Genomic DNA, 13,320 nt, shown 5'->3' on the forward strand with positions numbered 1-13,320 from the left:
CTTTCCCTACGTGCAATCAACTAGCATGCCTGCGCCCAAGCACTCAGCCGCTATCGGGTGACCTGGCTAATCCTATGAATTAGCTGATTAACTTTCTTGACCCTGTAGCTACTTCAGGCTTCACCCTGCACTCATTCGATAATGCCCAAGCGGTTTGGAGAGGATCTGGCAATGCGTATTCTGGTGGTTGAAGACGAACCCAAAACAGCGGACTACCTGCATCAAGGCCTGAGTGAAAGTGGTTATGTCGTGGACCGCGCCAACAATGGCGTGGACGGCCTGCACCTGATACAGCAACAACCTTACGAGTTGGTGATCCTGGATATAAACCTGCCGGGCCAAGATGGCTGGCAAGTGTTGGAACATATGCGCGGACATTCTCCGGCCCGTGTCATGATGTTGACCGCTCGCGGGCGCCTGGAAGACAAAGTCAAAGGGCTGGATATGGGCGCCGATGATTATCTGGTCAAACCTTTTCAATTTCCCGAGTTGCTGGCCCGGGTCCGGACCTTGATTCGCCGCAGCGAACCCGTGTCCCAGCCGCAAGTATTGCAAGTGGCCGACTTGCAACTTGATCCTCGCCGGCATCGGGCTTATCGCGGCGACCGCCGGATAGATCTCACGACCAAGGAATTCACCCTGTTGCATGTATTGATGCGCCACTCGGGGGAAGTGCTGACCCGCACGCAAATCATTTCCCTGGTCTGGGACATGAACTTCGACTGCGACACCAATGTGGTGGAAGTCTCCATCAGCCGCCTGCGGGCCAAGATCGATGATGCCAGTGAGGTCAAGCTGATCCACACCCTGCGCGGTGTCGGTTATGTCCTGGAAGTGCGCCAATGACGCACCAGCCGGCGGCGCCGACCAACAGCAGCCTGTCCATGCGCCTGGGGCTGACCGTCAGCCTGATGGGGGCGGCCCTGGTCCTGCTGCTGGCGACCCTGGCCTATCTGGCCCTGAACCACGAGTTGGACAACCTGGCGCGCAAGGGCCTGGAGAGCAAGCTGGAACAGATCCAGCACAGCCTCACCAGCGACCTCAAGAGCAGCGACCTGGCCGCCCGCCCCCACTCCCTGCTGGACCTGGTGATGGGCCACGACAATCTGCAATTGAACATCCTGAGCAACACCCCTCTGGCCGAACCCTTGCTCAATGTTGGCGGCATCGCTGAGCAACCGCTGCCCCGGGCCCTGAGGGAGAGCAGCGCCGAGGGTTACCTCGACTGGCGTGACAGCCGCGGCAATCCCCTGCTCAGCGCCACCCGGCAAATGAACCTGCGCAATGGCGAGCCGGTGCGAGTGGTGTTGAGCCTGGACCGTGGCAATGACCAGGCACTGCTCAGCGCCTACCTGCGCTCCACGGTGATTGCCCTGCCCCTGTTGCTGCTGCTGATCGGCATGGGTGCCTGGTGGCTGGTACAAAGGGGCCTGCTGCCCCTGCAGCAGTTCACCCGGGTCGCCGCCAAGGTCACCACCCAGGACCTGACCCATCGCCTGAACCTGGACAAGCTGCCCCGGGAACTGGCGGAACTGGGCCAGGGCATCAACGTCATGCTGCAGCGCCTGGATGGCGGCGTGCAGCGCCTGTCGCAGTTCTCCGACGACCTGGCCCACGAACTGCGCTCGCCCATCAGCAACCTGATGGGCAAGGCCCAAGTGACCCTGTCCCGCGAGCGCCCCCCGGAGGAATACAAGGCCGTGCTGGAGGCCAGCATCGAGGAGCTGGAGCGGGTCACACGAATCGTCGCCGACATGCTGTTCCTGGCCCAGGTCAGCCAGCCGGCTTCCCAGGCCCGCTTTGCCCGGGTGTCTCTGGGCGAGGAAGCACGACGGGTCATGGACCTGTTTGCCCTCAGCGCCGAGGACAGGCAACTGCAGCTGGAACTGCGCGGTGACGCCTGGGTGCTGGGGGATCGCCTGATGATCCAGCGGGCCATTTCCAACCTGTTGTCCAACGCCATCCGCCATTGCCCGGATCAGGGCCGGATCGAGCTGCGGATCGAGCGCCAATTGCAGAGCGTGAGCCTCGTCGTGGGCAATCCCGGGCCGGGCATCGCCGCCTGCCACCTGCCCCATCTGTTCGAGCGTTTCTATCGGGTCGACAGCAGTCGCGCCCGAGCCGAAGGCGGCACCGGGCTGGGCCTGGCAATCGTACGCTCGATCATGAACCTGCATCAGGGCCGCACCGAGGTCGACAGCGTACCGGACAGCCTCACCGAGTTCCGCCTGGTGTTCCCCAAGCTCGACCCGGCATTGCACGACGCTTAAAGCAGTCAGCCCCGCTCCCCTACAGCACCAGGGCGCCAATCAGCCGGGGGGGCTGACATCGGACATTACAAAGCTTTGCTCCAGAACAGCATGCGGCCATGGGCGGGATCGAGCATGGCATTGGCGAAACCGTAGGCCTGGTAGGCGGCCTGGGCCTGGGCGTTGCCTTCCAGCACTTCCAGGGTGATCTTGCAGCAACCCCGTTGCCGGGCAATGTCCTCGACCTTCTGCAGCATCCGCTTGCTCAGGCCCTGGCCACGAAAGCTGTCCAGCACCACCACATCATGGACATTCACCAGGGGCCGGCAGGCAAAGGTGGAAAAGCCCTCGAAGCAGTTCACCAGCCCCACCGGCTGGCCACCGGCAAAGGCCAGTACGCTGAACGCCTGAGGTCGCTTGGCCAGCTCTGCCGGCAGTTGCTGAAGCTGGTCCGGCGCCAGGGCCTGGCCGCCGCCCATGGGGTCCTGGGCGTAATGATTGAGCAGCACGCCTATGGCTTCGGCATGCACCGGGTTGCTGTAACTGGCTTGCAGCACCACGACATCGGCAACGTCCATGTTCATCCTCGATCAATGCAGTGAAAGTGAGCGTTCAGGGCTCAGGCAGCCTCGATTGTAGGCTGGGGGATTTGACCAAACGAAGATTTTTCTCCCTCCTTCTACAGAAAAATCCTAATGATTGGCCAGGATGAACCACAGCCGGAAGCTCTTCCCCTCAAGCGCGAGGCTGGCTGGCAAACCGTTGCAACTGCATTTCCTGCAGGCGGCTCAGGGTGCGGCGGAAGGGAAACTCCAGGTAACCCTCGGTGTACAGCTGCTCCATCGGTACCTGGGCCTCCAGATAGAGCGGCACCTTGCGGTCGTAACATTCATCCACCAGGGCAATGAAGCGGCGCACGCTGTCGTCATGGATCGACAGTTGCGGCAATTCGCGATCCCCTGCCACCACCCGCTGGGCGCCATCCTCGGTGCCTCGGGCAATGCGTCCCGGGCGTTGCTGGGCACTGAGGTTGGGGACCTGGCTGAGGAGGATTGCGCTGAACCTGTCGCACAGCGCCATGAAGTCCATGGCGGAAAACGGCTGTTCGCACAGATCGGCAAAACGGCACCAGATCACGCTGCCGGCGGCCTTGACCACCTGTACCGGCCGATAGCCGATCAGCAGCGGCTCAGTGGAGACCGCCTGGCCGCCGCTCAATTGCTGGAACAAGGGTTCCAGGGCGCTGGGCTGGCCCTCGGCACTGAGCCAGTAGCGCTGCGCGGCAGCCCCCGGGTGCAGACGGTGATCCTGCTCGCCGTCCACCGCCACCACTTGCATATGCTGGCTGATGGCGCTGATGGCCGGCAGGAAACGTTCACGATTGAAGCCCTCGGCATACAGCTGCTCGGGAGGCTGGTTGGAGGTGCAGACCATGACCACGCCCTGCTCGAACATCACCTGGAACAGGCGCCCGAGAATGATCGCGTCACCGATGTCGTTGACGAACAACTCATCGAAGCACAGCACCCGCACCTGTTCGGCGAGCTCCCGGGCCAGGGCCTGCAAGGGATCGGCGGTGCCGGTAAGCTGGAACGAACGCTGATGCACCCAGCCCATGAAGTGATGAAAGTGCTGACGCCGCGCCGGCACCCGCAGGCTCTGGTAGAACTGATCCATGAGCCAGGTCTTGCCCCGCCCGACCGCCCCCCACAGATAGACCCCTTGCACCGCTGTACGCCCCTGATGCAGGGCCTCGTGGCAGTTCTGCAAGGCTTGCACGGCCCGCGCCTGTGCCTCGTCGGCGACGAAGCCGTCCTGCTCCAGGGCATGCCGATAGGCGCTCAAGGGGGAATCGAATGGCATGGGCCGCGGGCCTCCCGGCAAAAAAGCCGCAGTATGCCACCGCGCCCCACTCCATGGAGGAACCGGCTTGCCGACGAACCGCTCGACACACCGGTCGACAAGCCTCAGCGGGAGATATCCAGCCGTGCAATCCGTCCCTGCGGGTCCAGGCGAAAGGTGTAGCGCAGCGTCTGGGGGCTGGCGGAAAAATCCCCGCAGACCAGGCTGTCCAGCAACACCTTGCCGGTGCGCTGCTGGACCCCGAGGATCTGCAGCCGCGGACGCACGCGATGGCTGGCGTCCATCCAGCGGGCAATCTCCTGCGGCCCGACCCGGTGTTCTCGCTCGTCGAACACCTGGGCCTCGGCGGCAAAGATCGCCGCCGCCACCGAGCTGTCGCCAGTGTTGGCCGCCATCACGTAGGCGCGGATCGCCGGGGCCAGTGAAACGTCGATACCTGACATGAGAAAAGCTCCTGATGAGTCGATGATCGCGCCATGTTAAAAGCCCCGCGTGTCATTTCCTGTCAGGAGTGAATTGACCGCCCTGCTCGTCCTTTTGCAGGCACTGGCGCCAGGCTCGCAGCCAATCGCTGCGCCGCCCCGGATAGGTCTGTCCCTGCTCCTGGGCCGCGGCAATGCGGTCGGTGCGAAAGGTCCGGTAATCGCCCCGCAGCTCACACCAGGCAACGATCACCCGGGCCTCGTTGAGAAACCCCAGAGCCAAGGGCCAGATCAGCCGCTGGCTGGGGTTGCGATTGACGTCGGCATAGTCGATCAACAGCTTGGCCTGATGCCGGATCGCCTGGCGGAACACGTTCAACGACACGCTGTTGTCGGGAAAGCCCCAGCCCGCGGGGCCCGGCAGCAAGGTCGGATTGCGCAGGGCATCCTGGGCCGCCGGGGCCAGCACGGCGGCGATCTTGGCCATGGCATCGGCTGCGGCCTTGCTCAGCACCTCGTCGCCACGCTGATCGACATAACGCAAGCCCAGGACCACGGCCTCGGTCTCGTCGGCATTGAGCATCAAGGGCGGCAGGAACAGCCCGCTGCGCAACACATAGCCGATGCCCGCCTCACCGTAGATCGGCGCGCCCAGTGAAGTGAGCTCGGCGATATCGCGGTACAGGGTGCGCTCGGACACCTCCAGCTCCGCCGCCAGGGTGGCCGCGGTAACGGGACGGCTCTTGCCCCGCAGCATCTGCAACAGGGTGAGTAAACGGCTGGCTCGCGACACCTTGGGTGGACTCCGGAGAAAAAACACCGGCGCAGAATATCAGAGCCTCCTGACAGTCAGTGTCAGGAGGCTTGTGAGGCGAGACAGGCAATGTCCACGGATGCCACGGGCCCGAAGCGTGCTCCGCAACGGCTGGTGGTGCCGGTGTCGAAGGGCACGCCACCGAGGAAGACCTGCTGCGGGCCTTTGCCTGGGCCGTGCCGATCCCGGGGCATGGCCCCTCAGTAGGCCATGCTCCAGCTCAGGGTGTAGGTGCGGCCACGACCCTGGTAGTCATACAAGTAGTCCGGCCCATAGGTCGGTGAGTAGAACAGCTTGGCGCGCTGGCCCCAGACGGTGCTGTATTGCTTGTCCAGCAGGTTCTGGATACCGCCGCTGAAGGTGCCGAAGTCGGTGTCGTGGCTGCCCAGCAGGTCGAAGGTGGTGTAGCCGTCGATGGTGTTGGGGGCATCAACGCTGTGAGTGGCGTCGATGACCTTGACCGCATCGTCCTTGAGGGTAAAGGCGTGGTTGCCCTGCAGGCGAACGTTGCTGCTGTCACCCTTCCAGCCGACGAAGGCGGTGAGTTTCGACAGCGAGGCATAACGGGCGTCGCGCTTGCTCCAGCCGCCGTTCTTGTTCTCCTCCTCGGAACGCACGGCATGCAGGGTGCCGCCCACTTCCCAGCCGCTCTGGAAGTGCCGGGTCAGGGCGCTCTCAAAGCCGTAGTCGCGGCTTTTCTGATCCTTGACGTCAATGGTCAGGGTGGCCTGGTCGGTGCTGATCACCTTGTCCGACCAGATGTAGTACAGCGCCGCCTGGGCCTCCCAGTCGCTATCGGAGAAGCGCCAGCCGGTCTCCACCTGGCGGCTCTTGATCCCGGCCAGGGGGTTGTCGTCGACGCTCAGGCCCGGCTTGCCGTAGAACTTGGCCGGGTCCGGCAGATCGAAGCCCTCGCCGTAGTTGACCCAGACCTGATGACCGTTCTTGAAATCGTAGATGCTGCCCAGGTTGTACAGGTTGACCGCATATTGGTTGCTGCCACCGGGGACGTTCTTGAAGCGGCCGACATCCACGTCCATCTGCTGACGCCGGTAGCCGCCGGAAACCGTCAGGTTGTCGGTGGCATGCCAGTCCAGCTGGGCGTAGCCGGACAGGCCGTCGACCCGATAGCTGGGATAGCGCGGCGCCTTGCTCAGGGTCACCAGATCCAGACCGCCACTGTCCGAGGAAATCTGCTGATCGAAGGTGCTCTGCTCGGCGTTGAAGCGCTCTCGGTCCAGGTCAACGCCGTAGGTGAGCTTGAAGGCATCGAGCTCCTTGGCGAACAGCGCCTTGAGGCTGGTGACCTCGAAATTCTGCTGCGACGCGGCAAAGTACACGCCCTTGGAGCCCGCGGGACTGCCGCTGTTGTAGTAGGGGAACGGGAAGAAGTTGTTGTCTTCCTTGCGGTACGAGGCCTGCAGGTAGAAGTCCTGGCCCAGCACATCGCTGTGGTGATAGTTGGCGTTGAGCAGCAGGCGCTTGGTACGCGGCTCCAGGTCGGTGGAATAGCCGCCCCGCAGCTCGGCGTTTTCCAGGTTGGACGGTGCCCGGTACTTGAGGTTGGGGAAATAGATCCCGGTGCTGCCGTGGTTGCCCGAGTCGTAGTACTGGGCCAGCAGGTCCAGGCTCTGCTCGTCATTGAACTGCAGGGCCAGGCTGCCCATCAGGTCCAGGGTGCGGTTGTACTGCAGGTCGGTCTGGGTGTTGTCGATGAAGATCTGTTTGCCGGCGCCGTCATAGAACGCCTGGTTCTGCTCCCCCGCCACCGCCAGCCGGCCGCTGATGGCTTCGTTGCCGCCGCTCACCGACTGGGCGACGCGGGTGCTCAGGTCGTCGCTGTTGTTGAAGCCACTGCTGGCCCCCAGCTGGGTCTCGAACCGCGCCGGGCCCGGTTCGCCTTTCTTGGTGACGATATTGATGATGCCGCCGGTGGCGCCGCCGCCGTAGATGGCGCTGGCCCCGGACAGCACTTCGACGCGCTCGACGTTGAACGGCGAAATGCTGTCGAACTGCCGGGACAGGCCCCGGGAACTGTTCTGGCTGACCCCGTCGATCATCACCAGGACGTTGCGCCCGCGCATGTTCTGGCCATAGTTGGTGCGCCCTTCAGGGGCCAGGTCGAGGCCTGGCACCAGCTTGCCAATGGCTTCCTTGAGGCTGACGCCAGTGCTCAGTTGCTCGCGCAGCTGGCTCTGCTCCACCACCCACACCGTGCCGGGGATCTCACTGATGGCGGTGCTGGTGCGCGACGCCACGCTGACCTGGGTCGGCTTGAGGTTGAGGCTGGCGGCCGGCGCCGCGCGGCGCAGGATCACCGTACGCGAATCACTGAAGGACCAGCTCATGCCGCTGCCGGCCAGCAGTGTCTGCAGGGCCTGGGCCACCGTGACCTCGCCATTCAGGGCCGGTGCTTGCAGGCCGTCCACATCAGCGGTGGTGTACAGCAGGCGCAGGTCGGCCTGATCGGCAAAACGGGTCAGCGCCTGATCCAGGGGCTGGGCCACCAGCTTGAACGCCACCCGGCGCTCCTGGGTGCTGCTGCCCTGGCTGGTGGAGCTGGCGTCCTGCGCCTGGGCCAGCAGTGGGCTCAAGGCACCGGCGAACAGCGCCTGGGCCAGTAATGTGCGGCGCATGAGGTGTTGACCGCGCCCCAGTATCGACAGCTTGAACATAGCTTTCACGTGTTCCTTCCCAGCCCGTTGAAATGACGTCAATGAGAATGATTGTCTTCTCAGTCTCACTACGACGATTGGCCGGGAAAGAACTTGCAGTGCCCCAAGCAAAAAAAATCCACTCAGTGCAAAACCGCCAGCCACGGCAGGTAGGTAACCTGCAGCGGATAGCGCTGCTGCAAGGCCTGCAGCGAACCCTGCGGGTCGTGCAGATCGAACACACCGCTGATGGCCAGGGCCGCCAACTGGCTATCGGAGATCAGAATGCGACCATGCTGATAACGCTCCAGCTCGCCAATCACCTCCCCCAGGGGGCGACCGTTGAAGATCAGCTTGCCCCGCTGCCAGGCGGTGAGACTGGCAGCGTCCACGGCTTGCTGGGCCAGCAGCGGCTGGCCGGATTGATACTGCAGACGCTGATCGGCCTGGAGCAGCACCGGCGCATGATCACCAGTGAACTGCACCTGGCCTTCACGCACCACCACCGTCAACCGGCTGCCGTCGCGGCGCAGGCTGAAGGCGCTGGCGGCACTGTGCAGGTATTGGGCGTCGGCCTGCACCACAAACGGCCGTTGCGGGTCGGCAACCGGCTCGAACAGCGCCTCGCCAGATTGCAGGATCACCCGGCGCTCGCCCGCCGAGTACGCCACCGACAATGCGCTACCGCTGTTGAGCGTGACCCTGGAACCGTCCGCCAGGGTGATGTGCTGTTGCTGGCCGACCGCGGTGTGGTAGTCCGAGGTCAGGGCCGGCCACTGCCACCAACCGACGCCGCTGGCCACGGCCAGTACCAGGGACGCCACCAGCGCCGGCCAACCACGCCAGGAACCGGTGGCTGTCGCCGCCCGGTGCTGTTCGGCGGCCCGGGTCTGGCCCAGGTCGCCCCACAGCTGCTGCGCCTCTTGCGCTGCTGCCGCGTGGGCCGGACTGGTCTGGCGCCATTGCTGATAGGCCATGCGCTGGGCCGCCGTGGCGTTGCCGGAATGCAGCAACACCTGCCATTCGAGTGCAGCGTCTTCAAGGCTTTGGGAGTGTTCGGTCATGGGGATGTCGGCGGCGGGCAAGGGGGAATCACTCATGATGCTGTTGCAGCCAGTCGCGGCAATGGCGCAGGGCCTGGCCGATGTATTTTGCCACCATGCTTTCGGAAACGCCCAGGCGTAACGCAATCTGCGCCTGAGTCAGGCCTTCCAGGCGATTGAGCAGCAAGGCCTGGCGGGCGTTGTCCGAGAGTTGCGCCAGGGCCTCGTCGAGCACCGCCAGGCGTTCCTTGGCCAGCAGCACCGCTTCCGGCGCCGGTGCCGGGTCCACCACTTCACTGTGTTGCTCAGTGTCGCTGAGATTGGCCGCCAGACGCTGCTCGCGGCGCAGGGTATCGATGGCCAGGTTGCCGGCAACGCGAAAAATGAAACGGCGATCGTTGTGCACCTCCACCGTCTGCTGGTCGACCTTGAGCAGCTTGAGATAGGTGTCCTGGGCCACGTCCGCCGCCCGTTGGCGATCGCTCATGCGCCGGGTGAGAAACTTCAGCAGATCGTCGTAGTGCTCTTGAAAGCTGCGCAGCAGGCTGGGTATGGGCAGCATCGAGGGAAGGTCCGCAAATCGGGGAGGCGGATTATTCCACAACGGCAAATGAGAAACAGTATCTTTCGTATCCCTGCAAAATTGACCCTTTGCGCCTGTTTGCCCTTCTGACAACAGGACCTTTCTGGCATCCTGCGCCTCCTTTTTCTGACCGGGTGCGCAAGTCTTGTCTGATGCCATGACATTGCGGCCCAAGTCCCGTCCACTTTCCGGCGTGCGCCCTGGCGTTTTCGCACGCCACTGGCAGGCCTTCTCCCATGACCGCACCTGATCGTTCCCCTCCCCGCTACAAGTCCGACCTGATCTACGGCCTCAATGACCGTCCGCATTTCAGCGCGGCGATCTTCGCCGCCCTGCAACATGTGCTGGCCAGTTTTGTCGGCATCATCAGCCCGACCCTGATCTTCGGCGGCGTGCTGGGCCTTGAGAGCGAACTGCCCTACCTGATCAGCATGGCGCTGTTCGTCTCCGGCCTGGGCACCTTCGTCCAGGCCCGGCGCCTGGGGCCCATCGGCTCGGGCCTGCTGTGCGTGCAGGGCACCAGCTTCTCGTTTATCAGCGTGCTGCTCAGCGCCGGCTTCATGGTCAAGGGCCGTGGCGGCGACACCAATGAGATCCTCTCCACCATCTTCGGCATCTGCTTTGTCGCGGCCTTTATCGAGATGTTCCTCAGCCAGTTCATCGGCAAGCTGCGCAAGCTGATCACCCCGGTGGTCACCGGTACCATCATCACCCTGATGGGCCTGTCGCTGATCAAGGTGGCGGTCACCGACATGGCCGGCGGCTACGGCGCCAGCGACCTGGGTGCGGCGAGCAACCTGGGGCTGGCGGCCCTGGTGCTGCTGACCATTGTCGTGCTCAACCGTTTCAACCACCCGATGCTGCGCCTGGGCTCGATCGTCATCGGCCTGACCCTGGGCTTCGTGGTGGCCTGGATGCTGGGCCGGGTGGACATGGCGGCCATGCCCGAGGTGCCACTGGTGAGCGTGCCGGTGCCGTTCAAGTACGGTTTTTCCTTCGACCTGATTGCCTTTATTCCGCTGGCGGTGATCTTCCTGATTTCGCCCCTGGAAGCGGCCGGCGACCTGACCGCCAACTCGATGATTTCCCAGCAGCCGGTGAAAGGCCCGCTGTACATCAAGCGCATCAAGTCCGGGCTGCTGGCGGATGGTTTCAACTCGGCGGTGGCGGCGGTGTTCAACAGCTTGCCGATGGTGACCTTTGCCCAGAACAACGGGGTGATCCAGCTGACCGGCGTCGCCAGCCGCTACGTGGCCTACTTCATTGCCGGGCTGCTGGTGTTGCTGGGGCTGTTCCCGGTGATCGGCGCGGTGCTGCAACTGATGCCCAAACCGGTGCTGGGCGGCGCCACCCTGATCATGTTCGGCACCGTGGCCGTGGCCGGGATCAAGATCCTCGCCGAAGCCGGCCTGCATCGGCGCAACGTGCTGATCGTGGCCATTTCCTTAGGCATGGGCCTGGGGGTGGCGGCGGTGCCGGAAGTGCTGCGTGAGCTGCCCAAGGCGCTGCACAACATCTTCGAGTCGCCGATTACCGTGGGCGCCTTCTGCGCGATCTTCCTCAACATTTTCCTGCCGGAGGAATTCCTTGAGCTGGAAGAGGATGAGTTCGACCCCGAAGCGGCGACCCTCAAGGTGATGCAAGACCCGGACATGAGCGGCAAAGCGAACTCCTGAGGCTGGCGGGCGTCTATGCTGCGTGCGCGGGTGATGGGCTCTCGGCCTTGGAGGTTGGTCGGGGGTTTTCCGGCAAGGCCCTGCGGGCCTTGTCGCAGCCTCGCAGGCTCGGCAGCGGCTACAAGGTGCCGGTCCGCCATTCATTTCCATTGCCGACAGGTATGCCATGCGTAGATTGATCGCCTTGACCCTGGTACTGCTCAGTCTCAGCGCCTGTGCGCTGTTGCCCAACCGCGACCCGCTGGCGATCAACGTGGTGGGCATCGAGCCACTGCCCAGCCAGGAGCTGGAAATGCGCTTCGCGGTGAAGCTGCGCCTGCAGAACCCCAACGAAAATGCCATCGACTACAACGGCGTCGCCCTGGACCTGGAAGTCAACGGCCGCCCGCTGGCGTCCGGGGTCAGCGACCAGCGCGGGCATATCGGCCGTTACTCGGAGGACATCCTGGTGATTCCGGTGAGCGTCTCGGCGTTTTCCGTCCTGCGCCAGACCCTGGGGTTGAGCCAGACCCAGACCTTGGACAACCTGCCCTACGTACTGCGAGGCAAGCTGGCCGGCGGCCTGTTCGGCACCCAGCGTTTCATCGATCGCGGGCAAATCAGCCTGAGCAACCCGGGCGCCTGGTAAGTCCTAGAACACCGACCAGCCGATGCGTTGGCTGAGCAGCTCCAAGGCCGCCATGCCCACCAGGGAGTTGCCGGCGCTGTTGAGTTCCGGTGACCACACGCACACCGTGAACTGCCCAGGCACCACCGCGACAATCCCCCCACCCACCCCGCTCTTGCCCGGCAAGCCGACCCGATAGGCAAAGTTGCCGGCTTCGTCATACAGCCCGCTGGTGGCCATGATCGAGTTGACCTGCTGGGTCTGGCGCCGGGTGAGGATCTGCTCGCCGCTGTGCTTGCAGAAACCGTCGTTGGCCAGAAAGCAGAACGCCCGGGCCAGATCGACGCAGCTCATGCGCAAGGCGCAGTGGCTGAAATAACTGCGCAGCACCGCCTCCACATCGTTATGGAAGTTGCCGAAGGACTGCATCAGGTAGGCCATGGCCGCATTGCGGGCGCGGTGCTGGTATTCCGAATCGGCCACCCGGCCATCCACCATCACCTGACTGTTGCCCGACAGGCGCCGGACAAAGTCGCGCATGGACAAGGCCGGCGCGGCGAAGCGCGACTGGTTGATGTCGCAGATCACCAGCGCCCCGGCATTGATAAAGGGGTTGCGCGGCCGACCCCGCTCGAACTCCAGTTGCACCAGGGAGTTGAACGGCTGCCCCGAAGGCTCGTGACCCAGGCGCTCCCAGATCGCCTCGCCGGAATGGCCGATGGCCTGCACCAGACTGAAGACCTTGGAAATACTCTGCACCGAGAACGGCGTGTCGGCGTCACCGGCGCTGAACACCTGGCCGTCGTTGCCATACACGGCAATCCCCAGCTGGTTGGCTGGCACATCGGCCAGGGCGGGAATGTAGTTGGCGACCTGGCCTTGGCCGATCAGGGGGCGGACTTCATCGAGGATCTGGTTCAACAGGGCTTGCATGGTCGGGCTCATCGTCACGGGCCCCGATACGGCTGCGGGGCTATGGCTGCTAGACGCGCGCCAGAGCCTGCGCAGCACACCCGCGTGCAAATCCTCCGCCACCTCGCAGGCGCTAGCCGGGCCAACGCCATCGCGTAGGAGCTGGCTTGCCGGCGAAAACAATCCAAGCCCTGCACAGGTCCCGAGGGGCCCTTCGCCGGCAAGCCGGCTGCTACTCGCCAGTTGCAGCAATGCCCAGCACATGAAATCGAAATGCAATTGAGATTCGATCATTTTCAGCAGTCATAAAACACCGGATCGATGACCAGCATCAGCTTGAATTAAGGTTCAAGCGCTAGAATGGCACTCGGTCACGCGCACAAAACCTGTCATATCCAGCTTTGCCCCAGCGCCACACCATTCCATGCATCGCTCCCTTTGGCAGCGCCCACCCGTTGCAAAGGGGCCCTTTGCGGCAGTCGATGTTCATGCCATGA

12 protein-coding genes are annotated in these 13,320 nt (G+C 63.7%); 4 read left to right on the forward strand and 8 right to left on the reverse strand.

Annotated features, from left to right (window positions below):
- The first annotated feature begins 171 nt into the window (after positions 1-171).
- On the forward strand, positions 172-846 hold the full coding sequence (locus PFZ56_RS21430; protein WP_102863484.1) for a heavy metal response regulator transcription factor: 675 nt from the start codon (positions 172-174) through the stop codon (positions 844-846).
- Positions 843-2,270: a heavy metal sensor histidine kinase gene (locus PFZ56_RS21435; RefSeq protein WP_170002792.1), complete on the forward strand. Its 1,428-nt coding sequence runs from the start codon at positions 843-845 to the stop codon at positions 2,268-2,270. The genes PFZ56_RS21430 and PFZ56_RS21435 overlap by 4 nt, the downstream gene beginning before the upstream one ends.
- A 65-nt stretch (positions 2,271-2,335) precedes the next feature.
- Here PFZ56_RS21435 and PFZ56_RS21440 read toward each other — a convergent pair whose 3' ends face one another.
- The 7 genes from PFZ56_RS21440 to PFZ56_RS21470 form a co-directional block, all read right to left on the reverse strand.
- Complete coding sequence (locus tag PFZ56_RS21440) at positions 2,336-2,827, reverse strand: GNAT family N-acetyltransferase (RefSeq protein ID WP_170002790.1); 492 nt, start codon at positions 2,825-2,827, stop codon at positions 2,336-2,338.
- Between the two features lie 157 nt (positions 2,828-2,984).
- A complete protein-coding gene (gene zapE / locus PFZ56_RS21445; protein ID WP_110653212.1) occupies positions 2,985-4,112 on the reverse strand; it encodes a cell division protein ZapE in 1,128 nt (375 codons plus the stop codon).
- Between the two features lie 104 nt (positions 4,113-4,216).
- The gene (locus PFZ56_RS21450; protein ID WP_102879226.1) at positions 4,217-4,555 is read right to left on the reverse strand and encodes a ketosteroid isomerase; all 339 of its coding nucleotides are present in this window, start codon (positions 4,553-4,555) and stop codon (positions 4,217-4,219) included.
- 52 nt (positions 4,556-4,607) lie between these two features.
- Complete coding sequence (locus PFZ56_RS21455; RefSeq protein WP_170002788.1) at positions 4,608-5,327, reverse strand: YafY family protein; 720 nt, start codon at positions 5,325-5,327, stop codon at positions 4,608-4,610.
- A gap of 221 nt (positions 5,328-5,548) precedes the next feature.
- Positions 5,549-7,984 (reverse strand): TonB-dependent receptor, encoded by a 2,436-nt coding sequence (locus PFZ56_RS21460; RefSeq protein ID WP_262379570.1) that lies wholly within the window; start codon positions 7,982-7,984, stop codon positions 5,549-5,551.
- A 161-nt stretch (positions 7,985-8,145) separates the two neighbouring features.
- Entirely contained in the window at positions 8,146-9,102 is a 957-nt protein-coding gene (locus PFZ56_RS21465; protein WP_102879224.1) for a FecR family protein, read from the reverse strand.
- On the reverse strand, positions 9,095-9,607 hold the full coding sequence (locus PFZ56_RS21470; protein ID WP_102879223.1) for an RNA polymerase sigma factor: 513 nt from the start codon (positions 9,605-9,607) through the stop codon (positions 9,095-9,097). Before PFZ56_RS21470 ends, PFZ56_RS21465 begins: the two co-directional genes overlap by 8 nt.
- Before the next feature lie 257 nt (positions 9,608-9,864).
- Here PFZ56_RS21470 and PFZ56_RS21475 point away from each other — a divergent pair, with 257 nt between their 5' ends.
- A complete protein-coding gene (locus PFZ56_RS21475; RefSeq protein WP_011061444.1) occupies positions 9,865-11,304 on the forward strand; it encodes a nucleobase:cation symporter-2 family protein in 1,440 nt (479 codons plus the stop codon).
- Between the two features lie 166 nt (positions 11,305-11,470).
- Positions 11,471-11,932, forward strand: coding sequence for an LEA type 2 family protein (locus PFZ56_RS21480; RefSeq protein WP_102879221.1), 462 nt, complete (start codon positions 11,471-11,473; stop codon positions 11,930-11,932).
- A gap of 3 nt (positions 11,933-11,935) precedes the next feature.
- On the opposite strand, the gene glsB is transcribed toward PFZ56_RS21480, so the two are convergent.
- Positions 11,936-12,844, reverse strand: coding sequence for a glutaminase B (gene glsB, locus PFZ56_RS21485; protein ID WP_102863474.1), 909 nt, complete (start codon positions 12,842-12,844; stop codon positions 11,936-11,938).
- Positions 12,845-13,320 lie beyond the last annotated feature (476 nt).

Source organism: Pseudomonas danubii (assembly GCF_042980055.1).
In the GTDB taxonomy this organism is placed as follows: Bacteria; Pseudomonadota; Gammaproteobacteria; order Pseudomonadales; family Pseudomonadaceae; genus Aquipseudomonas; species Aquipseudomonas danubii.

Coding starts and splice junctions, on each gene's coding strand:
- PFZ56_RS21440 (WP_170002790.1), bottom strand. CDS start 2,827: ATGGACGTTGCCGATGTCGTGGTGCTGCAAGCCAGTTACAGCAACCCG.
- PFZ56_RS21480 (WP_102879221.1), top strand. CDS start 11,471: ATGCGTAGATTGATCGCCTTGACCCTGGTACTGCTCAGTCTCAGCGCC.
- PFZ56_RS21430 (WP_102863484.1), top strand. CDS start 172: ATGCGTATTCTGGTGGTTGAAGACGAACCCAAAACAGCGGACTACCTG.
- PFZ56_RS21465 (WP_102879224.1), bottom strand. CDS start 9,102: ATGAGTGATTCCCCCTTGCCCGCCGCCGACATCCCCATGACCGAACAC.
- PFZ56_RS21475 (WP_011061444.1), top strand. CDS start 9,865: ATGACCGCACCTGATCGTTCCCCTCCCCGCTACAAGTCCGACCTGATC.
- zapE (WP_110653212.1), bottom strand. CDS start 4,112: ATGCCATTCGATTCCCCCTTGAGCGCCTATCGGCATGCCCTGGAGCAG.
- PFZ56_RS21450 (WP_102879226.1), bottom strand. CDS start 4,555: ATGTCAGGTATCGACGTTTCACTGGCCCCGGCGATCCGCGCCTACGTG.
- PFZ56_RS21435 (WP_170002792.1), top strand. CDS start 843: ATGACGCACCAGCCGGCGGCGCCGACCAACAGCAGCCTGTCCATGCGC.
- PFZ56_RS21460 (WP_262379570.1), bottom strand. CDS start 7,984: ATGCGCCGCACATTACTGGCCCAGGCGCTGTTCGCCGGTGCCTTGAGC.
- PFZ56_RS21470 (WP_102879223.1), bottom strand. CDS start 9,607: ATGCTGCCCATACCCAGCCTGCTGCGCAGCTTTCAAGAGCACTACGAC.
- glsB (WP_102863474.1), bottom strand. CDS start 12,844: ATGCAAGCCCTGTTGAACCAGATCCTCGATGAAGTCCGCCCCCTGATC.